Raw genomic sequence first — 24,449 nt, 5'->3', positions numbered from 1 at the left:
CTGCTGCACGGACATGATGCGGCTTGCGATGCGAGCGCTACTTCGGCATCTGCTCCGCCTTGACGACACTAATGACGTTGCCGGGCTTGCCGTCCTTTACCTCGAGCAGAATGAGATCGCGCCGCATGTTGATGTGCGTGTCCTTGGTGAAAGTGGTTGGTCCGGCAAGCAACGGCTCGCCGACAAAGGTCTCCAGCGCGTCGCGGACCTTGTCGGTATCGAATGTACCGGCCTTCTCGATAGCCTTCGTCCAGCCCTGGATGACGCTGTAGCCAGTCATCGCATGGGAAGTAACCGGACGCGTGTCGAATTTCTTCTTGAACTTTTCCATGAACGCAGCGACTTCCGGACGGCTGTCGTTGCCGAAAACGGAACCATACGTCACGAGGTAGAAATTGCTGAGATTGGGAACGGCCTCAAGCCAATAGTCACCATCCCAGGACTCGGAGCCGAGCAGCGGCACATTGACGTCGGCCGCACGCAACTGACGCATCGCGCTCGATCCGCCTGGTGGAAACGAACTGAGTACCATTACATCCGGCTGCTTGGGCAGTGCCTTGATGCGAGTGATCTGGCTGGCGATCTGGGGATCCTCGCCGCCGAACGTGTCCTTGCCTATAAGGCCTTCGGCTCCGGCCAACTCGGTCCAGCGACGCGTGAAGAAGTCGGCAAAGCTGGCGTCGAAGGCGATGGTCGTGTCGAGCAGCACATAGGCTGTGCGCCATCCCTTCACGTTATACGCCCATTCGGCCAGCGCCACCGCCTGTCCGGGCGCGCCGGTTGCCATGGTGAACGCGTTCGGGCCAATGCCCGATGGGCCGAACTTCGGATCGCCGGCACAGGTGGAGAAGGCAATCAGCCCTGCACCATCGGCGACTGACGCCGCCGCGCTGCCATAGTCGTAGTCGCAGGTGACCACGACCATCTTCGCGCCCTTGTCGATGACGTCCTGCGCCGCCGTCGCACCATAGGCAATGTCCGACTTGGTGTCGGAATAGATGATCTTGAGCTGCCGGCCGAGTATGCCGCCCTTGGCATTTATTTCGTCCACGGCTATCTCCATCGCCTTGGCCGGACCGTCGTCATAGGGAGCGATCGCGCCGCTCTGGGCAATCGCCGCTCCGATGATGATCGGATCCTCGGCCCGCGCGGCGGAAAGGGCCGCGGCAAGTGCCAGGGCTGCCAGGCCCGTTTTCGATACAAGACCAGTTTTCAACAATTGACGTTGTTTCATTGCTTTTCCCTCTGGTTCCAGATTGGCGGTCGGCTTGCCGCCGCCTTCTTGTTCTTCTCATGCGTTCAGTTTGTCGCGCGCAGCCTTTCGGTCCCAGCAGTGTCGACCTGGTAGTCGATACCGTTGTCGCAAAGCGTCAGGGCGACGCCGTAGACTTCGCGCGCGGTCGCCACGCTCAGCCATTTACGATTGACGTCCTCCGCGACACGCTCGGGGTCGCGCCGGTCGGGCCGGCCATAGCCGCCGCCCGCGCAGGAGCGGTAGAGGATGGCCTCCCCGTCCGTAAACGCACCGTTGTAGAAATCCGGCAGCCGCTCGACCTCGGCATTTCGGCCGCGACGCCAGGTTCCGCCGTTGGCACCCGGCAATCCGCCGAGCACGCCCTTGGCCGGAAATGTGCCGCCATCGCCGCAGACATAAAGCGTCATGTCGCCGGTCAGCGAACGGTAGGCGCCCTGCACGGCTGGGGCGCCGTTCCATTGGCCGAAGCCCATGCTGTCCTGGCGGATGCGCCGTTCCTCGACAAGGATCGGATAGGTCGCTTCATCGACCTCGATCGAGTCCGTGACCATGATGCCGTTGCCGACCGAGCATTCATAGGTCAGCCAGCCATCATGGCCGTGATTGGCAGGGCCGCCAGACAGGGCCAGCATGAGCTGGGTGATGTATTCGACGCTGGCCTCCCGGCGCCTGTCGATGCCGGAGACGACGCCCAGGGCAGCCGAGAAATTGCCGCCGCCTTCCGCCATGCCATAGGGCTCGCCCATTTCGGAGAATGCGCATTGCACCGCATTGGCAAGGCGTTCATTGACGTTGCTGGTGGCGCAGGACGTTCCGATCGGATGGCTCGGCCGTCCGACGACGCAGCCGTCGCGCAGCACCGGGACGATCCGGCTCGAACTGCCCTCATTGTGCGGAACGCTTGCCTCCAGATTGTAGTAGACGCCGATCCGGCAAGAAGCCACCGCGCAAGCCTCCGTCAGATTGAGGCCGCCTGGGACGCAGTCCGGGTTGTCTCGCACATCTACGGTGATCAGGCCCTTCTTCGAGTCGACCGTCACCTTCGCCTTGATCGGTATGCCCTCGTCGGCGACGCCGGCGACCGGATCGTGACGGACTTCATAAATGTAAGTACCCGCCGGCAGTTTCTTGATGGCAGCAATCGCACGCCGCTCACCATAGTCCATCCACGCCTCGATGAAGTCGCGGACGGTGTCGATCCCATACTGAGCCACCAGTTCCTTGAGACGGCGCTCCCCCGTTCGGCAAGCCCCGACCTGGGCCCGGTAGTCGCCGTACCACATGTTGCTGACCCGGATCTTCTGCAGGCCGATGCGGATCAGATCCTGCTTGTCCTTGAAGTTCTCCTGGATACGAACGCATGGGAAATGCACGCCCTCCTGGTAGATCGTTGCCGCGAACGGCAGGTAGGTCGAGGGTTCCGGCGCACCGATGTCGGCATGGTGTGACCGCGACAAGGTCCAGAACAGTGGTGTGCCTTCGAAGAACACCGGCACGCAAAGCGTGAGGTCGGCATGATGGGTGACACCGTAGAAGGGACTGTTGTTGAGGAATGCGTCGCCTTCTTTCACGTCATCAAACAGTTCGGTGATGGGCCTGGTGGTCAGCTCCAGCGCATTGACGTGGATCGGCAGCGCTTCCTCCACCGAAACCAGCCGGTGATCATAGGTGAGGATGCCACAGGACATATCACGGGCGTTCTTGATGACGCTGGAACGACTCGCTTTCATAACCGTGTTCGTCATCTCGCGGATGATCGACTCGAACCGGCTCGACAGCACTGCGAGCAGCGTGGGATCGAACTTGGCCAGTTTCTTGGCTTTGCCCGATAGCGCCATCGGCAAACCCTCCGGATTGAGGAACGCAGTCACGTAGCAGGATGGCTATCTTCTGGGCGAGATAGGCTTCCCGCCGGCAGCCGATACCGTTATATCAACAGACCGTGAAATGAATATGAAGTCAATATCATTTTTGACTCGATCGGGTTGTCGTAACGTTCGGCTCTCAAGCGTCTTTCGCGGTGGTTCAGGACACGATACGATTCGGCTCATATCGCCTCTGGAACGCTGAAGACATCGATCAGCGGCCTGCCGGAGGCGGGTCCCTCACCCTGTTTCTTCCATACGGGCTCTTTGCTGCGCCAGCTCGATAAGCGCCCCGGCGTCGCGCAGCGGGATGACGGCAATGCCGTCATCGTCGCCAGGTATGATGTCTCCAGGCCTTACCGCGACGCCGCCGAAGACGATGTCGTTGACCGGGCCATGCTCTTTCGATGGCGGGCCCCTGGCCGCGCTGCCGAGCGCATAGAACAGGAAAATCGTCCCAGCCGGTGATCGTGTCGATATCCTGGACCGCCCCGTTGACGATCAAGCCCGCGACCCGCTTGCGCCGCGCCATGCCGCAGAGAATTTCACCGGCATAGGCTGTCTACAGTCAGCCGCCGGCATCGACGGTGAAGACCTCGCCCTGGCCGGCAATGTCGATGGCGTGCAGCATCGCCCCGAAATTGGAACGGTCGCGCCTGGCGGTGACCGCTTGTTTGACCATTCTCGTGCCAATGGGGAGCGGCCTCATGCGCGGGTCGACCACCACATACCCAGCGCTGATATCGGAAACGATTGTGACGGATATTGCGGCCCAGTCCGCCAACGCGTCCGGCGCCAGCCGCTCAAACGCGGCCCTGAAAATCCTTGTCGGCATGCTTCCTCCCTGTCGGATCGTTTCGACCAACGTCCCTGCCCCACGCTACGTGGTCACCCCCAGTGAAACGCCGTCGCGAAAATCCTTCAACAGGATAGACAAGCTCCTGCCCGCTTGCCAGTTGAGCCACGATCCTACCCGAAAATGCGCCCGCGAGGTTGCCGAAGAAATGACCGGTGTTGAGGATCAATCCCTCGGGGCCACTCGCGGCATCGATGAAAGGCAGGCCATCCGGCGTCTGCGCGACAATACCTGCCCATTGCCGCAGGATCGGCAGGCTGGCCATTGCCTGAAAATTGCGGCTCATGATCGAGCATGCCATCGCCTGCCCGGCCACTGTCGCCCGGTCATCGTCGCTACCGATCTCGTAGGCGCAGCCGAACTGCAGCGATCCATCGGGGAAGCTTGCGATCTGGCCGGTAAAGCCGAGTTCGGGGCGCAAGAGTTCCACCGGCTCGCGCGGCAGGCTTGTCGCATCGATGCCCGGCGGCGTGAAGAAGCGGAACAGCGACTGGCCCGAGATCACGGGCTTTATCCTGAAAGGCGCCGGCGCGGTCTCCGCCGCTTCGAAACGCGTCGGCGTGGAGGAAATGCCGAGCCCCAACGGTTCGAGCAAAAGGTTGGACCATGGCCCGGCAGCCACCACCACGACGCCGCTTTCGATTTCCGCGCCATCCGCCAGCCTGACACCCCGGCAGGTCGAACCCGTCAGGACGAGACTTGCGATCCGCGCCGGCGCAACGATGCTGCCGCCTCCGTCTTGGAAAGCATCGGCAAGGTGGCGCACCAGAAGCCGCGTGTCCTGGTGCGCGTCGAGAGGATTCCAAACCGCTCCGGAGACCTCCGGCGAAATGTCAGGACAGAGATCGCGAAGAGCCGGCCGGTCGAGCAGGGACACCGGCAGCCCGGCGGCAACCCGGTCTGCGACGAAGGCGCGCACCACCGGCTCGAAGACGTCGTCGCGCCAGGTGATAAGTCCGCCGCTGGCGCGGAAGCCGAAATCCGGCATCTCGCCGGCAAGCGTTTCGGCGAAGCGGCGTCCGGCAAGCGAAAAATCCATGGCCAGCCCTGCCGCCTTGGTCTGCAGCCAGAGAAAGCCAGGATTGCGGCCCGACGCGCCCCAGCCGGGATGATGCATGTCGACCAGCGCCACCGAGAACCCGGCTTGGCGCAGATAATAGGCACTGGCCGTGCCGGCTATTCCGGCGCCGACGACGATCGCATCGAAACCGCGTTTCACAGCCACGGCAGTCCACCGTCCTCGAGTTGGCCCGCCAGGCGATCGAGAAAGGCACGGCAGCGTTCGATTTCGGCAAGATCGAGATATTCGTCCGGCTTGTGGGCCTGCTCGATGGATCCCGGCCCGCATACGACCGAGACGACCCCGGCCGAATTGCTGAACAGGCCGGCCTCGGTGCCGTAGGCCACCTTGACGTGATCGTTGCGCCCGACCATGCGCTTGATGAACGTCACCGCCGGATGATCTGCCTGCGTCGACAGGCCAACGAATTCGACAATCGGCTCGACGATGATTTCGACCTCGGGCGCGGTCGCCCGCATCCGGGGCAGGATCATGGTATCGGCATGGCTGCGGATACGCTCGATCAGGGCACGCGCATCGACCTCGGGCAACGAGCGGATGTCAAAGCCGAATTCGCAGCTGTTAGGAATGATGTTGAGTGCGGTGCCGCCGGAGATGGTCGTCACCGACAGGGTGGAATGGCTGATATCATAGACATGATCGTGCGGCCCACCAAGGGCGTGTTCGCAAGACAAGCTCTTGATGAAGGCGATCAGTTCCGCGGCGTATTCGATGGCGTTGACGGCAGTCGGCGCGAGGCTGGAATGGGCGCTTTTGCCGGCGATCGTGGCCCGGTACATGCCGCCGCCCTTGTGGCCGATGACCACCTGCATGCTGGTCGGTTCGCCGACGATGCAGAGCGCCGGCTTGACTTCCATGGCGGCAATGCGGTCGATGAGGCTGCGAACGCCGGTGCAGCCGACCTCCTCGTCGTAGGAGATCGCGATATGGACCGGAACCTTGAGGTTGCGCCGCACCAGACCGGGAACGGCGGCGAGCACAATACCGATGAAGCCCTTCATGTCACAGGCACCCCGGCCGTAAATGCGTCCATGCGCCCGACGCAGCACGAACGGATCACTTGTCCAGGCCTGCCCGTCGATCGGCACCACGTCGCTGTGCCCCGAAAGGATGACGCCCGGAACATCGGCCGGACCGATCGTCGCCCACAGATTGCCCTTGGTGCGGTCGTCGTTCCAGATGATATCGCAGGCAATCCCGTGGCGCGCGAGATACGCCTCCACATAGAACAGAAGATCGCGATTGGGATCGCGCGACACCGTCGGAAAGCCGATGAGGTCGCCGATCATGGCGATGCTGTCGTCCACGGCGCCGGCGACAATCGTCATCGCATCACCCGGCCGAAAGCCTGAAGACTGGAAGCGGCGGCAATCCTTCGCGCCGCCGCCAGGCGATGGTCACGCGGTCGCCGATCCCTGCGCTTTTGGCCTCGATATTGGTCAGCAGCCTTGGCCCCTCGTCGAGATCGACGAGTGCGAGAAGGTAGGGAGGTGCCAGATCCTCGCTGACCGGTATGCGGATCGTGGTAAGCGAATAGATCGTGCCGCTTCCCTTGGCATCCACCCATTCGAGCCCCGTCGCCTCGCAAGAAAGGCACAACGGTCGCGGATAGAACTGATGCGACCCGCAAGCCGTGCAGCGCTGCACTGTCAGCCGCCTTTCCACGCAGGCCTGCCAGAACGGCTCGGTGGTTGGGTCGGCCGCGCCGAGATCGGAGAAGGAAAGATTGTCAGTCACGGGCGACCACCACGGTCGAGGCTGTCGAGAAGGCAAGGCCGCCGGTGCCATGTGCGACCGCGATTTCGGCGCCGGGAACCTGGCGGTCGCCGGCCTCGCCGCGCAACTGGCGCACCGCTTCGATCAAAAGGAGAATCCCGAGCGCACCGGGATGGCAATAGGAAAGGCCGCCGCCGGAAGTCATGCTGGGCAGGCTGCCGCCGGGCCTGAGGCGGCCTTCCGAGACGAAGGCGCCCGCCTCGCCTTTCCCGCAAAAGCCGAGATCCTCCAGATAGAGCAGTACGGCGTGGGTGAAATTGTCGTAGGGCTCGAACACGTCGACATCGCCCGGTTTCACGCCGGCCATTGCGAAGGCATCACGGCCGGAGGCCACACCCGGCGTCACCGTCAGGTCGGGGCACTGCGCGACGTGCCACTGGACATGGCTCTCGCCGGCACCGAGGACGCGCACTGGCGGTTTGGCGGCATCACGCGCCCGGTCCTTGCGCGCCACCACGATGGCGCCGCCGCCGTCGGTGACCAGGCAGCAGTCGAGTTTGCGCAACGGATCGCACAGCATCGGCGACGCCATCACCTCCTCGATGGTGAGGGGATCGCGGATCCAAGCCTTCGGGTTGAGCCCGGCCCACTGCCGCGCTGCCACGGCGATCTCGGCCAGATGCTCTGGCGTGGCGCCGTATTGATGCATGTAGCGCGCCGCGCTCAGCGCATAGTGACCGATCGGAAAATGGATGCCGTAGGGTGTTTCGAACTGCGCGGAGAGCGAACCATCCAGCGCAGTAGCCGCCTTCTTGCGATTTCGGCGGCTGCGCTGACGCGAGGCATAGGCGATGAGCGCGACATCGCACCGGCCGGTCGCTATCGACGTCATGGCATGGTGTACGAAAAACTCGAAAGAGGCACCGCCCATATCGGACGATTCGGCATAGCGCGGCCGCACCCCGAGATATTCGCCAAGCTGGACGGATCCCTCCTCGCCCATATAGTTGGTGAAGAGCGCATCGACGTCGCGCAGGCTCAGCCCGGCTTCTCCCAGCGCCTCTTTGGCGGCCAGTGCCACCATCGACAGCTCGCTCTGATCCAGCACCTTTCCAAGGGGCGTCTCGGCCGCACCGACGATATAGACGGGTGAGGCGGTCAAGATATGAGGCATGGATCATCCCAATCCTGGAGACAGAGGCTCGCCATGCGAAAGACGTGAAGCGCCATTTCAGATCCGAAGTCCAAAGAGATGTCCTCCAGCCTGTTCAGCTTTCAGCCGCCGATATACATCGCGGACGGCGCCCAAAAAATGAGGCCGCGCTGGCTCACTGCTTGCGCACGGCAGCGGAATCAGAAATCATACAATATGAATATGAAGTCAATATCAATTTCAGCATGGCCGCTCGATCGCGCTGGATGGACTCTCGTGTGGTTTTGGATTTTGAAGCTCCTGAACGCTGGTGCCGTCAAACAACGGGGCTTCAAATCCACCACACCAGCGCCGAATAATGATAAACGGACACGCTGGCGCAACACCACCGGGCAGAGGATGATCGCATGGCAGTGAAGGCGCAACAAAGGGCCGCGCCGGCCAGCAACGGCAGCAAGGCCGAGAAGTATGCCGAGCATCTGGCCGCGGGGATGACCTCGCGGTCTTTCGCATCGAAAGGCGACAGGACCAAGTATCGATTGAAGATTGCCGCGGCGCAGGCGCTCGAGGAGATCGGCTATCAGGACGTGAAGGTCTCGGACATCTGCACCTATGCCGACGTGGCATTGGGAACCTTTTATGTCTATTACCGCGACAAGAACGAGATCGCCATCGAGGTGGTGCTGGACTTCGTCGAGCATTTGTATGATCGCGCACGCCAGGTCGGACGCGGCACCGGCGAGTTCGACGCGATCTTGAACACCAACAGGTTCTTTGTGGCCGCCTATCGCGTGAATGCGGGGCTTATGCAGTGTCATCTGCAACTGCAGAGCCAGTTGCCGGAATTCCGCCAATTATGGCGGCCGCGGCACCAGACGTGGATAGAGAATCTCGCCCGGTCGATCTCGCGACGCGGCAACTACAAGGAAGACATGCCGGGATCGGCGGTCGCGGTGGCGCACGCGCTGGAGGGAATGGTCTTCCACTATCTCTATGCGGTGATTGTCAGCCGGGACTCGCTCTTCGACCAGGAAGGCCTCTCTGGCGACGAAGACCTCGCGCTTATGCTGTCGACGCTCTGGTACCGGGCGGTCTATTGCAAGGATCCGCCCGCCGGGCGCTGATCGTTCGTTGGACGAACGCCTATTTGTCCAGTCACGGTCAGTGATTTGACGCCATGTAGCGTTTGACCGCTACCGCAAGCCGTGAAACACCTTCCTCGAGCACCGTCGGCGCACTTCTGGTGAAGTTCACGCGCATCGCCGATCGGAGTTTCGCCGCCGGGTCGAAGACGCTGCCCGGCACGAATGCCACCTTGGCGTCCAGTGCAAAGCCATAGAGGACGTCGGTGTCGATCGCCGAATGGCGGCCGCGCATCCACACGAACATGCCGCCGGGAGGCATTTCCCATTCGAACCACTCGCCAAGCTCGGCATTCGCCGCCGCGCAAAGTGCGTCGCGCCGCTGCCTGTAGTGGCGCACGATCGACGGCACGTGATGAGCCTCGAAACCGGATTCCAGAAGTTCCAGCGCGATCGCCTGCGTCAGCATCGAACTGCTGATGTCGGACGATTGCTTGGCGAGCGTCAGCGCCTGGATCATGTCGCGCGACGCAATCGTCCAGCCGACACGCAATCCCGGCACGATGCTTTTCGACAGCGTTCCGAGATACACAACAGGCCCCTCGTAAGGTCCGTCGCGCTCCATCCTCCCATGCAGCGCAAGGATGCTCGGTCCGGTTGCGCCGTCGAATTGCAGCGGCAGGTAAGGGTCGTCCTCGACAAGCCAGGTCCCGGCCTGCATCGCCTTTTCCAGCAGGGCCTTTCGCGCGGCCGTTGATACCCGGGCGCCGGTGGGGTTGGAATAATTCGGCACTGTGTAGATGAACTTCGCCAGGCGCAGCGCATCGACACCGGTCCCTCCAGGCGCCGACCAATCGAGCGGCTCGTAGACGGGAAGCCGCGGGCGCCAGGCATCGAGCGCACCGACATAGGTCGGGAATTGCGCAACGACCCGGTCGCCCGGATCGATTAGGACCTTGCCGAGAAGATCGAGCCCCTGCATGGCGCCGGTCGTCAGAAGCACGTTCTCGATCGTGAAGGTGCGGCCCGCCTCGCGGCTGATGCGCTCGGCGATTTGCTGACGCAGCGCCGGAAAACCTTCGATCGGACCATATTCCAGTGCCATGGAGCCCCAGCGTGCCATGGCCTTTTCGCTCGCCTCGGCAATCGCTGCGGCCGGATAGAACTCGGCGGCCGGCAAGCCACCGGCCATGCTGATGAACTCCGGCTGGATCCCCATCGCCATGAATTGCTGGGTGATGCTGTTGCTTTGGGAGATCCACCGAGCGAATGCGGGACGCGGCGAAGAAGCTACGGTGCGAGGTGCCATCTGTCGCCATCCCTGCCGCGACTTTCACTCTTTCCGCGATCAGACTTGGAACAGAGGTTTGTCGACGAAAAATGATATTGACCTCATATTCATTTTAATATCTGCTGTCAAATATCGGACGAGACGAGGGCTGCGGGGGGTGCCGGACCATTCAGTTGGTCAGGCGCCGGAGCAACCCTTGCAGGCGACAAGCGAGGTGGACGTGCGCGATCAGATGGCACCTTTTTTCCGCAGACGCGCGGTGGTCGCGACATCATCGGACAGGCTGTCGTAATGACGAAGCGCCGGCTTGAAGGACGGATCGCGGTGGTAACTGGCGGGGGGCGGGGTCTTGGCCGCTCCTATGCGCTTGCGCTGGCCGGGCACGGAGCATCAGTCATCGTCAACGATCTCGGTGCCGACCTCCACGGGCAAGGGCGCGACGTATCCCCCGCCAACGCGGTGGTCGGCGAAATCATCGCGGACGGCGGCAAGGCGATGGTGAGCGGCCACGACGTCGCGGACTGGCGCGAGGCCCAGGCGCTGATCGGGATGGCCGTCGAGACATTCGGCGGGCTCGACATCCTGGTGAACAATGCCGGCATCCTGCGCGACCGTCTGTTCGCGAACATGTCCGAAGACGAATGGGACGCCGTCATCCGTGTCCATCTCAAGGGCCATGCGGCGCCGGCGCGCCACGCCATGGAATATTGGCGCAACGAGACCAAGGCCGGCAGACAGGTCGCCGCGTCGATCGTGCACACGACCTCGCTCGCCGGGCTGGTCGGGAGTTTCGGCCAGGCAAACTATGCGTCGGCGAAGCTCGCGGTGATCGGCCTGTCGCGCACGCTTGCGCTTGAAGGCACCAAATACGGCGTGCGCTCCAACGCCGTTTCCCCTTCGGCCCGCACGCGCATCGAGACGTCGCTGCAAGCGCCGCCAGACGGCGTGTTCGACGTCTTTTCGCCCGACAACGTTTCGCCACTGATCTGCTGGCTTGCGCTGGAAGACTGTCCAGCGACGGGACAGGTTTTCCAGGCCTATGGCAATCGTATCGAGGTGATTGCGCCAAGCGCCATCGAGATCGATCTGCGCACCGATGGGCGCTGGCAGATCGAGGATGTCGAGAAGGCGTTGAACCACAGACTACCCAAGCTTCCGCAACTGGGTGATTTCGTCGAAGGACTCCCGTTATGAATTTAGGCTCCCCAGGGCACGTCAACACCAAGGCTCCGCCCATAGGCATGTCACGTGACTCCGAGGAGTTCCGCACCAGCAGCCACAGGCTGGCGCAGTTCGCACGCTCGGTCGATGACGAAAACCCGCGGCATCTGGCAGGTGAATTCGCGCCGCCCGTTTTCTCCCATGTGCCCGTCATGCAAAGCATGGTCGAGGTGCTGGACAAGCTGACCGGCGACTTCGTCCTGCATGGCGAGCACGATTTCTTCTTTCATGCGCCGATCGTGCCCGGGCAGCGGCTGTTCACCGCCTCGACGCTGACGAGCGTGCGCGGCACCCGTGCCGGCACCACCTTCGTCATTCGTTCCGAAACCGTGACGCATGACGGCAAGGCTGTCTGCACCCAGTACAGCACCTGCCTTGTCCGCGGAGAACCTTCCGATGCGGCGCATGGCGAGACGCCACCTGCGAGACCGGTGATCGCAAAGACGCAAGGGGCCTCGGCGCAATACGGCCTGACGCCCGACCAGACCCGCCGCTATGCCGATGCGGCGCGTGATTATTCCGCCTACACGATCGATCCGGCCATCGCGGCCAAGGCTGGATTTCCGGCACCAATCGTGCACGGAATGTGCACCTTGTCCTTCGCCGGCCGCGCGGTCGTGGACGACCATTGTGGCGGGCAGACGCCGAGGCTGAAGCGGCTCGGCTGCCGCTTCGCCCATCCGCTTTTCCTGACGCCGGGCCAATCGATCACCGTCGACCACTGGGCCGGACAGGACGGGCTTGTCGGCTTTGAAGCCTCGGACTCCGCCGGCAACATCGTGATCAAGAACGGCTACGCACAGGTGTCTTCATGAGCGGCCAGATTGCCACACAAGCAGCGCGCATGGAACTCGGCGTCTCCAAGATTCCGCCGCGACCATCGACCTGGATCAGGCATGAGAACGTCGCACCGGAGTGGAGCGGCGTTCCCCATCAGACGGTCATCGAGATCGTCTCCAAGGGCTGCCTTGAAGATCCCGAGCGCCCCGCCATCATCATCGATGGCGGACCGATCATGACGCGGCGAGAATTCCTCGACCGCTGCCAGCGATTTGCCGGATATCTGAAACCGCATGTCAAGGCTGGCGACCGCGTCGTCATCATGCTCGACAACCGGCTCGAATTCATGATCGCGCTGTTCGGCATCATAGCCAACCGCTGTACCATGGTGTCGATCGCACCGACCGCGATGCAATACGACGCGGGCCACATCGTGACGGACGCCGCGCCGACGGTGGCAATCGTCGGCAAGCCGCAACTGCCGATCATGGAGGCCGTGCGCGGCAATTTGCCGGCACTGCGCCACATCGTCTTGGTCGAAGGCGACGAACCGGACGGCCTTGCAGCGTATGAAAACGTGGGCGAGCCCCTGGATTTCGCCACGGTCGAATGCAAGCGCGAAGACATCATCACGGTCTACTATACATCCGGTACGACCGGCGCGCCGAAAGGCTGCATGCTGCATCACGGCTGGTGGCTACGCGTCATCGACGTCGACCTTCGACTTTTCCGACGCGGTTGGCAGGACCGGCAACTCTGCTGCCTGCCGTTCTATTATGCGGATCCCGCGATCCAGCTTCTCACCTCGCTCGCCTCGCGCGGCACGATGGTCGCGATGCGCCGCTTTTCCGTATCGCGCTTCTGGGATGTGGTGACGACTTATGACGCCACCGAAATCCTGTCCATCGCATCCATTCCCGCATTGCTGATGAAAGGTGAGCCCGGACCGGCCGAACTGGACCACCGCATTCGGCTCGCCATCCATGCCGGCCTGCCCAAGGAGCTCCACGCCGAAATGGTGAAGCGCTATGGCTTCCACTGGCACAACCAGTATGGCAGCACCGAGGGTGGCGTGATGAGCCGCGTGCCCAACCACATGGCAGACGAACTCGTCGGCACCGGCACGATGGGCGTCGAGCCGCCGGGCGTGACGATCCGCCTCGTCGACGACGAGGACAATGACGTTGCCGAAGGCGATGCCGGCGAATGCCTGATCGGTGGACTGGATCTCTATGCCGGCTATCTCAACCGGCCGGAGACCACGGCCGAGGCCAATCGTGGCGGCTGGTATCATTCGGGGGATGTGGCGCGCCGCGACGAGCGCGGGCTGCTCTACTTCGTCGGCCGCAAGAAGGAGATCATCCGCCGCTCTGGCGAGAACATTTCCGCGGCCGAACTGGAAGGCGTCCTGCGCTCCCACCCCAACATCATAGACGCGGCGGTCGTACCCGTGCCCGACGAGCTTCGCGGCGAGGAGGTAAAGGCATACGTTCAGGTGAGACCGGGCGATGACCTGTCTCCCGAGACGATCGTCGAGTTTTGCCGGGCCAACCTGGCGGCCTTCAAGATCCCGCGCTTCATCGAGATTCGCGACACCGACTTCGAGCGGACCCCATCGATGCGTGTTCACAAGCAATCGCTGCTCAAGGAAAAGCCGGACCTGCGTGTCGGATCGTGGGACCGGGAGACCGGGAAGGTGCAGATATGACGACGCCTCCCGAACCCGGCGTCCCGCAGCCCTGCGACCTGCTGATCACCCACGGCTATATCCTGACCATGGACAAGCAGCGAACGGTCTATCCGGACGGCGCGGTCGCGATCGTGGGAAACAGGATTGCCGCGGTCGGCACGACCAACAGGATCGAAGCCGAATGGACCTCCAGCCGCAAGATAGACGCGACCGGCGGCGTGCTGCATCCGGGCTTCATCGACGGACATTACCACGCGGGCCTGCATCTCAGCCGAGGTTCGATCACCGACAATCCCAATCCACCGAGGGAGGAAGGCGGCGCCGGGACCGGCGTGTTCACACGCTGGATGAACGCCGTCGAGGACCAAGACGAATACGCCAGCGCCCTGATGGCCGCCGCCGAAATGGCGCGCAACGGCTTCACCGGCTTCGTCGATGCCGCGACAAGCTATTCGCCCGACGCGATCGTCGAGGGTGCGCAGGCCGTCGGCATCCGCTGCTCGGTTTCCGACTGCATGCTGTGGGACATCGTGGGCGGCGAGCCGATGGCGGCCGATATTCCCCGCGCACCATGCGATGCGAAAAGGGCGCGCGAGGGACTGGGTGGCCAATTGAAGCGCAACACTGACGAGGACGGTTTGGCGCGCGGCCACGTCGCCTTGTATGGCTGCGGCAGCGCCTCCGAGGAATTGATGCAGGAGGCGAAAGCGCTCGCCGATCGCAGCGGCACGGTCTTTCACCAGCACCAGAATCTGATGGTGGCGGATACCGACTACGACAAGACACGCTTCGGCAAACCGGCTCTGGTCCATTTCGCCGAAAAGGGCCTGATCGGCCCCAACAGCTTCTTCACACATATGAACATTCTCGAGCCGAGCGAAGTCGACGCAATATCGGCGACCGGCATGGGTCTGGTCTGGCATCCCGGCAATTTCATGTACTACGGCATCTCGCAGACCGGTCGAAGCCGCTTCCCGGGCCTGCACAAGTCGGGTACCTCGATCGCCTTCGGAACCGACATCGCAAAGGCATGGGCGTTCGGCGATCTCGGTTTCATCGCCTATCTCGTCAGCCGCGAATGGGGCGAGTATCTGCCGTCGCAGTCGATCCTGGAAATGTTCACGCTTGGCGGCGCGCGCGCGCTCGGACTGTCTTCACAACTCGGCAGCATCGAGGTCGGAAAAAAGGCCGATCTCGTCGTGCGCAGCAACGATCTGCCGGACGCCCAGCCCAATGTCGACGTCGTGCGCCAACTCGTGCTCGTTTCTCGAACCAAGGCGGTCGACACAGTCGTCTGCAACGGCGAGATGATCGTGCGTCATGGGCGGCTGGTGAAGCTCGACGAAGGCGAGATCTACAGGCTGGCAAGACACTCCGCCGAGCGTGTGGCCAAGCGCGCCGGCATCGCGCACCGAACCGTCTGGCCGCTTGTCGCATGAGGCACTGAACAGTGATCCGCCGCAACCGAACCTGAAACCCAAGGCAAGATGACCCTCGTCCGATTCTCCAACGTCACGAAATCATATGGTCTGGTCAGGGCCATCGAGGATGTTTCGGTCACGGTGAATTCCGGCGAATTCACGACCATCCTCGGGCCAAGCGGTTCCGGCAAGACGACGATGCTGTCCCTGATGGCGGGGATTTCGATCCCGACGTCAGGCCGTATCGAGATCGGCGACCGCGAGATCACCTTCGTAGCCCCGGCGCAGCGCAATATCGGCCTCGTGTTCCAAAGCTACGCGCTTTTCCCGCACATGACGATCTTCGACAATATCGCCTTTCCCTTGCGCGTGCGCGGTGTGGCGGCCTCCGAGCTCCGCGACCGTGTCGTTGACGCGCTGCGGCTTGTCCGGCTGACGGATTTCGGATGGCGAAAGCCGCACCAATTGTCGGGCGGCCAGCAGCAACGGGCGGCGCTCGCCCGCGCGGTCGTGTTCAGGCCCGACATCCTGCTGCTCGACGAACCGCTGGCCGCCCTCGACCGCAAGCTGCGCGAAGAGGTGCGGTCCGAAATCCGCGACCTGCAGCGCAACCTCGGCATCACCACCATCATGGTGACGCATGACCAGGAAGAGGCGCTGTCGATGTCGGATCGCGTCGTCCTGCTTGCCAACGGCCGCGTCGAGCAGACCGGAACGCCGAGTGAAATCTATCATCGGCCGACAACGCGCTTCACCGCCGGCTTTTTAGGTATGGCGAACTTCCTCGAAGGCAGGTTGCGGGCGCACAACGAGATTGTCGGCGACGACGGAAACCTCTTCCCCTGCGATGCGCCGGTCGGACGGGTGCGGGATCGCGTCTGCGGCATGATCCGTCCGGAAGACATCCGCGCCGATAATGACAGCGGCTTCGTCAACGGTACGGTCAGGGACGTCGTCTTCCTCGGCGAGACCGTCCGTTACGATGTCGAACTCGATAATGGGCGCCGCATGAAGGCAAGCCTGGCGGGTTCGCGCGGACCGAAGCCCGAAGGGTCCAAGGTGTGGCTCTCATGGGATCCGGCGAACGTCTGGATATTGCCTGAAGGCACGGGAGGTGTCCCAGCGCAATAGAAGTCGCCGTGACAGAGCGGCTCGATCTCATTCCATCTCTGTCGATCCAAACGGAACAAAGGTGATGAAAATGAAAAAACTGCTGGGGAACATCTCACTCGTTTGTGCCATCGCGTTGATCACCTCGACGCAGTCCATGGCGCAGACCAGGGAACTTCACATCATGAATTCGGGCGGCGAGTATGGCGATGCGCTCGACAAATGCGTCAACGGCCCGCTTCTCAAGGACGCCAACATCAAGGTGATCACCGAGACTCCCGGCGGTTACGCAAAGATCGCCGCGCAGGCGAAATCCGGCGTCATCACCAACACGGTGACCGACGGCTCGACCGGCGACATGTACCGGCTGGCCGCCGAGGGCCTGCTCGAGCCGATCGACTGGGCGAAGCTCAATCCCGAGCCTATGTTCGACGAAGCGAAGAATGCCAACGGCTTCGGGGCCAGCTACTACTCCACGATCATGGCCTGGCGCAAGGACACCAAGGCACCGCAGAACTTCGTCGACTTCTTCGACACGGAAAAATTCCCCGGCAAGCGGGCGCTGCCGGACTATCCCGAATTCGTTCTTGCCTTTGCGGCCATGGGCGATGGCATGACGCCCGAGGACGTGAAAAAGGGCGTCGACCTCGATCGCGCCTTCAAGACCCTGGAGCGGATCAAGACGGATACGATCTGGTGGCAGTCGGGCGCACAGCCAGCCCAGTTGCTGAAGGACAACGAGGTCCAGTACGCAATCGCATGGTCGGGCCGCGTGCTCGGTCAGGAAGGCGTTGATTCGACCTACAATCAGGGCATGCTGGACATCTCGTGGTGGATGGTGGCCAAGGGCATTTCGGACGAACAGCGCGACATGCTCTACGCCTGGATGAAGTTGCAGAGCAACGCCGAGGTGCAGAAGTGCATACTCGGCTTCCTGCCCTATCCCGGTGCGAGCCCGGAGCTTGAGAAGATCGTGACGCCTGAAGTGCTCAAGACCTTCCCGACATCCGCCGACAACAAGAAGGTCCAGTGGCTGATCAATGGCCAGTGGTGGTACGACCACGCCGCCGAGGTCGAGAAGCGCTGGAACGAGTTCAAGTTGGCGCAGTGACGAAGACCGCAGCGAAGCCATCCATGTCCGATGCTTCCATCGCCCTCGAGGACGCGACGACCCGAAAGGTCGCCGCGCCCTTGCGCTCGTCTTTCCGCTCGAAACTCGATCTCGTTGTGCTCCTGGCGCCGATGGCGCTGCTCATGCTGGCGGTCTTCGATCTTCCGTTGCTGAACACCGCCTACTGGAGCATCGACGATTCGAAGACCGGCACGCTGACCACCCGGTTCTATAGTGATTTCGTGCAGTCGAACGTCTATTCCCACGTCATCTGGCGCACGCTCGTCGTGGCGCTCGAGGTAACGATCGTCACGGTATTGCTAGGCTATCCCCTCGCCTATTGGACAACCAGGCTCCGGCCTCGCCTGCGCATGCTTGTGCTCGGCATCGTCGTCATGACCTTCTGGGTCTCGATCCTCGTGCGCACCTATGCCTGGATCGTGATCCTCGGCAATGGAGGGCTCGTCAACAAGACGTTGCTCAGCCTCGGGCTGACCACCCGCCCCGTCGAATTCCTCTACAATGAGATCGGCATCCTGATCGGCATGGCGAACGTGCTGCTGCCTTTCCTCGTCCTGCCGCTCTATGCGGCGATGATCAAGGTCGACGGGCGGCTCATGCAGGTGGCCGAAACGCTCGGCGCCAGCCGCACGCGGATCTTCTGGCAAATTTTTTTCCCGCAGACGCTTCAGGCGCTTGCCGCTTCCGCCATTCTCATCTTCATTCTCAGCCTCGGCTTCTACATCACACCAGCGGTTCTGGGCGGCGGTCGTTTTCCATTGATCTCCAACATGATGGACCTGCTCATCAATCGCTTCGCGCAATGGGAAATCGCGGCGGTGATCTCGGTGGTGCTGATGACGATCACGCTTTCACTCTATGCCGTCTACCAATGGCTTCGCGAGCGAGGTCAGGCATGAAGCGAACTTCCTTCTCCGATCTCTGGCTTGGCGTTGTCGGATCGGCCGTCCTGATGTTCCTTTGCCTGCCTGTGCTGATCGTTGCGCCGATGTCTTTTTCGGACGCGAGATCGCTGGAGTTTCCGCCGGCGGCGCTGTCGCTGCGCTGGTATGAGAGCCTGTTCGGCAATCCGGTCTGGATCGAAGCGGGTACGAATTCGCTTATTCTCGCAACGCTTTCCAGCTGCATAGCGCTCGTCTGCGGAACGCTCGCTGCCTATGTCCTCGTACGCGGCGATTTCCGAGGCAAACGCTTTCTCGAAGCGAACTTCATGGCCCCTATGATCCTGCCCTCCATCATCACGGCGGTCTCGCTTTACATCTTCTTCGCGCGGATCGGCCTGCTCGGCACGTTCTTCGGCCTCGTGCTGGGCCATACGATTCTGGCGGTGCCTTACGTCGTCCTGATCATGCAGGCGGCGTTCAGGAGCTTCGATGTCCGCATCGAGCAGGTGGCGGCAACGCTCGGCGCCTCGCAGCTTCAGATCCTGACGCGGGTCGTGCTGCCGAACATGGCGCCTTCGGCGGCGGCGGCGTGGATATTCTCCTTCGTCATGAGCTTCGACGAGGTGGTGGTGACGCTGTTCATCGCGGGGACCCACATGACCATCCCGAAGCGAATGTTCAACGAGTTGGTCATACAGATCAACCCGACGATTACGGCCGTTGCGACCCTGCTGATTGCTTTCAATATTCTGGCGCTGGCGGTGCTCTTGCTGCTCACCCGCCGCAACAGCGCCTTGCGAGAAGGCATGACATGATCGTGGCCGGCGATATTCTGGAAGAATGGGATTTCGTTGTCGAGGCCGGCAAGGTCCGAGAGTTCGCGCGCGCGGTACAGGATGTCCATTCGGAGAATGCCGACATTGCTCCCCCGACCTTTCCCGTGGTCGCCTCGGCGGATTTCGTGGAGAGACTGATCACCAGCATGCTCGGCCTGGATCGCTCGCGAACGGTCCATGGCGAACAGGATTACGAGTATTTCGAGCCGATGAGATCCGGCGACCGGCTTCGCTGTCGTGCTCGCATGATGAGCGACGAGACCAAGACGGGACGCCGCGGCGGGTTGATGCGGGTGATAACAACCGAGGTCGAGTTCATGTCCGCGGCAACCGGCAATCTGGTTTGTCGCGAGACCATGACAACGATCGAACGAGCGGCGATCGAAAAGGCAGGAGAGCAGGCGTGACGCTCCGGCCGCGCGAACCCGTCGTCTACGGCCCGCTGACACGCAGCGATCTTGTTCGCTATGCGGGCGCGTCGGGTGATTTCAATCCACTGCACCACGACCATGAGTTCGCGGCAAAAGCCGGACTGCCAGACGTCATGGCGCACGGCATGCTGTCCGCCGGAATGTTGGCCTCCGCGCTGACCAAGTGGTTCGGCCCTGGCAGCGTCCGCCGCTATGCGGTTCGCTTCCACAGCCCCGTGTGGCCGGGAGACTTGCTGACCGCTCATTGCAGGTCCATCGATGTTCTGGCGGGAGGCAGCGGGGGGCAGACAGCGGACCTGGTTGTCGAGTTGCAACGAGGCGACGGCGATGTCGTTCTTTCGGGAACGGCACGCGTGCTGACCGGCAACATTGTTGGCGATGCGCCTCGGGCACGTTCAGAGCAAGCGCGCACGGCGGGCGAGGAAAATCAGGAGGGTACATGATGACCGTCAGCGCCATATCCGTGCGCCCAGCGCAGGCCGAAGATCGCGCGGCATTTCTGGACATGTGGCGTGACTTCGTCTCGCTCGCGCCGAACGAGCCCGGCAACCATGCCATGGGCGAGCGCAACTGGGGCCGGATCATGGACCCCGCCTCAGGCCTTCGCTGCATTGTCGCGGTGGACGCGCAAGACGTACCCAAAGGCTTCACGCTCTTCCTCGCCTTCCCCTTCACCTGGAGCAATGGCGACGCCTGCTACCTGCAGGACATCTATGTGGTTGCCGAGAGCCGCGGCCAGGGCATAGCCCAAGCGATGATCGCCCACCTCAGTCAGCTTGGCCTGGATGCCGGCTGGTTCAAGATCTTCTGGATGACGCAGTCCGACAACTATACGGCCCAGCGGCTCTACGACAAGCTAGCCAAACGCATGGACTACCTGCGCTACGATCTGAACCTGGTCGATCCCTAAACCGTCGGAGCTGCGTCGGGTTTGGAGCGTCCCATAGACGGCGATCAGTGCCGAGGTGGGCGCAGCGCACCTCATCGACCGCGCCAGAGAGGTCTGCTTTTGGTATAGGTAGTTGGCCGCTTGAATGGCCAATTTTGAGGCGCAAAGCTGCCGTTCGCGTCGTGGATAGCTTTGGGGTCAGACTCTCCCGTTCCCTACCGGTCCTTGCAATACCGAGACAGGTCCCATCACGCCCGACACTGTAGAAAATATCGCATGCTTTCCGAGTGGGGGGAAAGGGCGGTAGCGCTCTCCCGCTACCAGATTTTCACTAAGGCATTGAAATAAAGAGACAAATAGTGGCTGGATGGTAGCGCCTCCAGTCGAGATTGATCAGCAATTTCAATGCTGGGCCATCAACGTCCCTGTCAAGAGGATCGCCCGTGCGACACCGAGGGCTTCGATAGACGGCAACAGCCGGTGACCGATCAATCCACCGAGAATCCTACTAAGACCATTCCGACCGCCAGGAGGCAATGGACCCGCCAGCCTCGCCGAAAGCTTCCGCGGGCATCCTACTGTGGTTGGCCAATGTCGCGCGGCGGGTGCCCGGTGACCCGGCTGAACACGCGCGAGAAGGCGGCCGCGCTGTCGTAACCGACCTGTGCTGCGACGCTCTTGACCGGTTTCCCCTTGCCAAGAAGCTGGCGCGCGATCGTCATGCGCCAGACTGTCAAGTATTCAATCGGTGTGCGGCCGACCAGCTTCCGAAAATACTCGGCGAAACGCGTGCGTGACATGCCTGCGACCTCGGCGAGTTCCTCGAGCTTCCAAGGCTTCCTCGGCGCTTCGTGTATTGCCGTCAGCGCTTTGGCGAGGCGTGGGTCGGCGAGCCCGGCGAGCACACCGGTCGAAACAACGCCGCACTCAATGACGTGTCGCACGATCAGGATCAGAAGATACTCGAAGAGCCGGTCGAGCGCCGTCTGGCGGCCACCACCCTCCGCGAACGCTTCGCCGACCAGCAGGTCACAAACCGGCCGCAGCGCTGGATGCTCTGCGAGCGGCAGGACCACGCACTCTGGCAGGCCCAATCCAATGGGATTGCCCTCCGCGCCCCCGAGTTCCACGGTTGCGCAGACGAGGTCGGCCCCGCGCTTGGGGTCAACTGCGAAGTCATGGGTCAGCCCGCGCGGAAAAAACAGCAGGGTTGGCTCAAAGAATTCGAGATCGGCCTCTCCGCTCCGGCTGACCGTGAGCTCGCCTGCCTTGAGCAGGTGCAGATGACCCGCGCCAGAGAATCGCAGCGCCTGACACAGGTTCCCGGTGTAGAACGTCCGAGCGCTCGGAGTGACATGGGTAAAGAGGGCGGCCAACGGGTCCATTGGGACGATCAGCAAAATTATTGGCACCAAAGAGCGCCTGAAGTCCTCCATGTAGGAATGGTGGACAATCAACACAAGGAACTCTGACATGCCCCGTATCGCTCCCATCGACACTGCCCATGCCGACGCCGCCGTCCGCACCACGCTGGTGGGCGTCAAAGCCAAGCTCGGCATGGTGCCGAATCTTTTTTCCACCTTCGCCCAATCGCCGGCCGTGCTGAACGGCTACCTCGCTCTATCCGAGGCCCTTGGCAAGGGCGTGCTCACGGCGAAGCAACGCGAGATCATTTCGCTCGCTGTCGGGCAGGCGAACGAATGCTCCTATTGTCTCTCAGCACATACGCTGATGGGCAAGGGCGCTGGCCTGTCCCCGGAAGGTATTCGCCAAGCCCGTGAGGGCAAGGCAGAAAGCGCGCTCGACGCTGCCGTCGCCTCCTTCGCGCGCCGTCTCATCGACGTGCGCGGGCAGGTCCTGGACGCGGATCTTGTCGCAGCGCGTTCGGCCGGTCTCGGCGATGCGCATATTGTCGAGATTATCGCAAACGTCGCGATCAATGTGTTGACCAACTACACCAACAACGTCGCGTTGACCGAGATCGACTTCCCCAAGGTCGACGTCGAACTGCGTTCTGCCGCCTGACCCCGATGGGCGCGGCGTACAATCCGGCGCCGTGCCCGTTTGCCCCAAACTTTCAAACGCAGGCTGCGACCTACGCGGCCCCGACCAATCCCTTCGCCCTCGCGGTCAGCCCTTGCGTTCCTGCAGGATGTTGCCGCCGTCCACGACGAGAACGGCGCCGTTGACATAACTGGCTGCGTCGGATGCCAGGAACAGCACGGCGGCCGCGACTTCCGCGGGGCTGCCGGCGCGGCCTAGCGGCGTGTTCCGGGCAGCGACAAGTTCCTCCAGCGTCGAGGCGCCCGTCGCGATCCACCCCGGCGCCACGGCATTGACGGTGACGCCGCAGCGGCCGACCTCCAGGGCAAGCGCATGCGTCAGTCCGACCATGCCGGCCTTGGCAGCGGAATAGGCGGCCTCGCCTTCATTGGATACGTAAGGCCCCGTCACCGAGGCCATGTTGACGACGCGCCCATGGCCGCGCTGCACCATGCCGGCCAGAAATCCGCGCGTGCTCAAAAAGGCGGTTTTCAGGCTGACATCGATGCCGCGGTCCCATTCACTTTCGCTGAGATCGAGAAACCGCCGCTGCAACGCCGGCTGGGCGACGGTGCCCATCCCGGCATTGTTGACGAGGATGTCGATTTCGCTGGTTTCGGCACGTAACCGCTCGACATCGCCGGAGAGCGTCAGGTCGGCCATGAAAGCGCGGACATCGAGCCCCTCCCCCCGCAATTCCGCCGCTCGTTGCTCGACGCGTGCGGACGAAGCGGTGATGGTGACCGAAAGACCGGCCTCGCCCAGCGCACGCGCGATCGCGATACCGATGCCGTCGGCGGCGCCCGCGCCGGTCACCAGCGCCTTGCGGGATTTGCGAAACACGACCATTTGCCCTCCAGGATAAAGGTGCCGACATGCCGGCGCGACCAATCACACCCGCGATGAACCGCAACGGTTCAATAACCGGCGGTGACGCCGAAATCGATCGAAAGCGCGGCCCCGGTGATCGGCGCCGCGCCCGGTTGGCAAAGATAGTGGATAAAGGAAGCAATCTCCTCCACCTCAATGAACCTTGCTCTGTCCCCTTGCGGATAGTGCCCCAGGAGCCGGCGCTTGTAGCCGTCGGGGTCGTCTGCGCCATAGGTTTTGGCCTGATATTCGATCATCGGCGTTGCCGTGTCGCCGGGGCAGACGGCATTGACCCTGATGCCTTGCGGGGCGAGCTCCAGCGCGAGAGCCTTGGTCAAAAGCACCAGCCCGCCCTTCGAGGCGCAATAGACGGCCGCCCCATTGTTGCCGACGATGCCGGCGTCGGAGGCAATGTTGACGATCACGCCTTGCGCGGCCGACAGGTGCGGGATCGCGGCCGAGATCAAGAAGAACGCGCCCTTGAGATTGACGTCCAGCACCAGGTCCCACTGCTCTTCCTCGACCTTGTTCGCTGGCCCCTCGAGCCAGACTCCTGCGGCGTTGACGAGAATGTCGATGGCGCCGCCCCATTCCCTGGCCTTGCCCACCACGTCGCGGCAGGCGGCGACGGAGCGGATGTCGAGCGGCAAACCGATCGCGTCCGCCCCGGTCGCGGCAATCTTCGCAACGGCGGCGTCGAGCTTGGGGCCGGCAAGATCGGCGAGCGCGATCCGCTCGCCGTCAGCGGCGAAGCGCAGTCCGGTCGCCAGACCCATTCCCCCAGCGCCGCCGGCGATCAGGACCGTCCTTCCAGCCATTCGATAACCTCCACGAAACGCAGCC

24 protein-coding genes are annotated in these 24,449 nt (G+C 62.6%); 14 read left to right on the top strand and 10 right to left on the bottom strand.

All coding sequences use genetic code 11. The annotated features are described in order from the left end of the window. Nucleotides 1-37: 37 nt before the first annotated feature. The 6 genes from FJ957_RS01305 to FJ957_RS01275 all read right to left on the bottom strand — a co-directional run bounded on the left by FJ957_RS01305 (nucleotide 38) and on the right by FJ957_RS01275 (nucleotide 7,947). A complete protein-coding gene (locus FJ957_RS01305; RefSeq protein WP_140827663.1) occupies nucleotides 38-1,234 on the bottom strand; it encodes an ABC transporter substrate-binding protein in 1,197 nt (398 codons plus the stop codon). Between the two features lie 65 nt (nucleotides 1,235-1,299). Further along, the gene (locus FJ957_RS01300) at nucleotides 1,300-3,093 is read right to left on the bottom strand and encodes a hydantoinase B/oxoprolinase family protein (RefSeq protein ID WP_140827661.1); all 1,794 of its coding nucleotides are present in this window, start codon (nucleotides 3,091-3,093) and stop codon (nucleotides 1,300-1,302) included. Between the two features lie 830 nt (nucleotides 3,094-3,923). After that, the gene (locus tag FJ957_RS01290) at nucleotides 3,924-5,201 is read right to left on the bottom strand and encodes an FAD-dependent oxidoreductase (protein WP_181180467.1); all 1,278 of its coding nucleotides are present in this window, start codon (nucleotides 5,199-5,201) and stop codon (nucleotides 3,924-3,926) included. Beyond that, nucleotides 5,192-6,385, bottom strand: coding sequence for an acetylornithine deacetylase (gene argE / locus FJ957_RS01285; protein WP_210243228.1), 1,194 nt, complete (start codon nucleotides 6,383-6,385; stop codon nucleotides 5,192-5,194). The genes FJ957_RS01290 and argE overlap by 10 nt, the downstream gene beginning before the upstream one ends. A 4-nt stretch (nucleotides 6,386-6,389) precedes the next feature. Next, a complete protein-coding gene (locus FJ957_RS01280) occupies nucleotides 6,390-6,794 on the bottom strand; it encodes an OB-fold domain-containing protein (protein ID WP_181180466.1) in 405 nt (134 codons plus the stop codon). Beyond that, entirely contained in the window at nucleotides 6,787-7,947 is a 1,161-nt protein-coding gene (locus FJ957_RS01275) for an acetyl-CoA acetyltransferase (RefSeq protein WP_140827653.1), read from the bottom strand. Before FJ957_RS01275 ends, FJ957_RS01280 begins: the two co-directional genes overlap by 8 nt. Before the next feature lie 44 nt (nucleotides 7,948-7,991). On the opposite strand from FJ957_RS01275, the gene FJ957_RS01270 reads away from it, so the two are divergent. Together FJ957_RS01270 and FJ957_RS01265 are read left to right on the top strand one after the other, a co-directional pair. Then, nucleotides 7,992-8,285, top strand: a complete 294-nt coding sequence (locus FJ957_RS01270) for a hypothetical protein (protein ID WP_140827651.1) — start codon at nucleotides 7,992-7,994, stop codon at nucleotides 8,283-8,285. Nucleotides 8,286-8,333: 48 nt separating this feature from the next. Beyond that, entirely contained in the window at nucleotides 8,334-9,050 is a 717-nt protein-coding gene (locus FJ957_RS01265) for a TetR/AcrR family transcriptional regulator (protein ID WP_140827649.1), read from the top strand. A 37-nt stretch (nucleotides 9,051-9,087) separates the two neighbouring features. On the opposite strand, the gene FJ957_RS01260 is transcribed toward FJ957_RS01265, so the two are convergent. Continuing rightward, the gene (locus FJ957_RS01260; protein ID WP_210243227.1) at nucleotides 9,088-10,233 is read right to left on the bottom strand and encodes a PLP-dependent aminotransferase family protein; all 1,146 of its coding nucleotides are present in this window, start codon (nucleotides 10,231-10,233) and stop codon (nucleotides 9,088-9,090) included. A 357-nt stretch (nucleotides 10,234-10,590) separates the two neighbouring features. Here FJ957_RS01260 and FJ957_RS01255 point away from each other — a divergent pair, with 357 nt between their 5' ends. The 11 genes from FJ957_RS01255 (at nucleotide 10,591) to FJ957_RS01205 (ending at nucleotide 20,714) form a co-directional block, all read left to right on the top strand. Beyond that, complete coding sequence (locus tag FJ957_RS01255) at nucleotides 10,591-11,493, top strand: SDR family NAD(P)-dependent oxidoreductase (protein WP_140827645.1); 903 nt, start codon at nucleotides 10,591-10,593, stop codon at nucleotides 11,491-11,493. Nucleotides 11,494-11,540: 47 nt separating this feature from the next. After that, nucleotides 11,541-12,335, top strand: a complete 795-nt coding sequence (locus FJ957_RS01250) for a MaoC/PaaZ C-terminal domain-containing protein (RefSeq protein WP_181180465.1) — start codon at nucleotides 11,541-11,543, stop codon at nucleotides 12,333-12,335. Beyond that, nucleotides 12,332-14,008: an AMP-binding protein gene (locus FJ957_RS01245; RefSeq protein WP_140827641.1), complete on the top strand. Its 1,677-nt coding sequence runs from the start codon at nucleotides 12,332-12,334 to the stop codon at nucleotides 14,006-14,008. The genes FJ957_RS01250 and FJ957_RS01245 overlap by 4 nt, the downstream gene beginning before the upstream one ends. Further along, complete coding sequence (locus FJ957_RS01240) at nucleotides 14,005-15,429, top strand: amidohydrolase family protein (protein ID WP_140827639.1); 1,425 nt, start codon at nucleotides 14,005-14,007, stop codon at nucleotides 15,427-15,429. The genes FJ957_RS01245 and FJ957_RS01240 overlap by 4 nt, the downstream gene beginning before the upstream one ends. Before the next feature lie 48 nt (nucleotides 15,430-15,477). Continuing rightward, a complete protein-coding gene (locus FJ957_RS01235) occupies nucleotides 15,478-16,542 on the top strand; it encodes an ABC transporter ATP-binding protein (RefSeq protein ID WP_140827636.1) in 1,065 nt (354 codons plus the stop codon). Nucleotides 16,543-16,612: 70 nt separating this feature from the next. After that, nucleotides 16,613-17,632, top strand: a complete 1,020-nt coding sequence (locus FJ957_RS01230) for an extracellular solute-binding protein (protein ID WP_181180464.1) — start codon at nucleotides 16,613-16,615, stop codon at nucleotides 17,630-17,632. Nucleotides 17,633-17,655: 23 nt separating this feature from the next. Then, on the top strand, nucleotides 17,656-18,552 hold the full coding sequence (locus FJ957_RS01225; RefSeq protein WP_181180463.1) for an ABC transporter permease: 897 nt from the start codon (nucleotides 17,656-17,658) through the stop codon (nucleotides 18,550-18,552). Further along, nucleotides 18,549-19,352 (top strand): ABC transporter permease, encoded by an 804-nt coding sequence (locus FJ957_RS01220; protein WP_181180462.1) that lies wholly within the window; start codon nucleotides 18,549-18,551, stop codon nucleotides 19,350-19,352. The genes FJ957_RS01225 and FJ957_RS01220 overlap by 4 nt, the downstream gene beginning before the upstream one ends. After that, nucleotides 19,349-19,780, top strand: a complete 432-nt coding sequence (locus FJ957_RS01215) for a MaoC family dehydratase N-terminal domain-containing protein (protein WP_140827620.1) — start codon at nucleotides 19,349-19,351, stop codon at nucleotides 19,778-19,780. The genes FJ957_RS01220 and FJ957_RS01215 overlap by 4 nt, the downstream gene beginning before the upstream one ends. Continuing rightward, entirely contained in the window at nucleotides 19,777-20,247 is a 471-nt protein-coding gene (locus FJ957_RS01210) for a MaoC/PaaZ C-terminal domain-containing protein (protein ID WP_140827617.1), read from the top strand. Before FJ957_RS01215 ends, FJ957_RS01210 begins: the two co-directional genes overlap by 4 nt. Then, a complete protein-coding gene (locus FJ957_RS01205; protein WP_140827616.1) occupies nucleotides 20,244-20,714 on the top strand; it encodes a GNAT family N-acetyltransferase in 471 nt (156 codons plus the stop codon). The genes FJ957_RS01210 and FJ957_RS01205 overlap by 4 nt, the downstream gene beginning before the upstream one ends. Before the next feature lie 554 nt (nucleotides 20,715-21,268). Here the strand turns inward: FJ957_RS01205 and FJ957_RS01200 are convergent. Then, a complete protein-coding gene (locus tag FJ957_RS01200; protein WP_246685746.1) occupies nucleotides 21,269-22,168 on the bottom strand; it encodes an AraC family transcriptional regulator in 900 nt (299 codons plus the stop codon). Here FJ957_RS01200 and FJ957_RS01195 point away from each other — a divergent pair. Beyond that, on the top strand, nucleotides 22,167-22,718 hold the full coding sequence (locus FJ957_RS01195; protein ID WP_140827614.1) for a carboxymuconolactone decarboxylase family protein: 552 nt from the start codon (nucleotides 22,167-22,169) through the stop codon (nucleotides 22,716-22,718). The genes FJ957_RS01200 and FJ957_RS01195 overlap by 2 nt on opposite strands. 105 nt (nucleotides 22,719-22,823) lie before the next feature. Here FJ957_RS01195 and FJ957_RS01190 read toward each other — a convergent pair whose 3' ends face one another. Further along, nucleotides 22,824-23,579, bottom strand: coding sequence for an SDR family NAD(P)-dependent oxidoreductase (locus FJ957_RS01190; RefSeq protein WP_246685745.1), 756 nt, complete (start codon nucleotides 23,577-23,579; stop codon nucleotides 22,824-22,826). Between the two features lie 74 nt (nucleotides 23,580-23,653). Beyond that, nucleotides 23,654-24,424 carry an SDR family oxidoreductase gene (locus tag FJ957_RS01185; RefSeq protein WP_140827610.1) on the bottom strand — a complete coding sequence of 257 codons (771 nt, stop codon included), beginning with the start codon at nucleotides 24,422-24,424 and terminating at the stop codon, nucleotides 23,654-23,656. Nucleotides 24,425-24,449: the final 25 nt, after the last annotated feature.

Source organism: Mesorhizobium sp. B2-4-6 (assembly GCF_006442775.1).
GTDB lineage: Bacteria > Pseudomonadota > Alphaproteobacteria > Rhizobiales > Rhizobiaceae > Mesorhizobium.
Note: the sequence above shows the minus strand (reverse complement) of the source record. Positions and strands in the feature narration are given on the sequence as shown.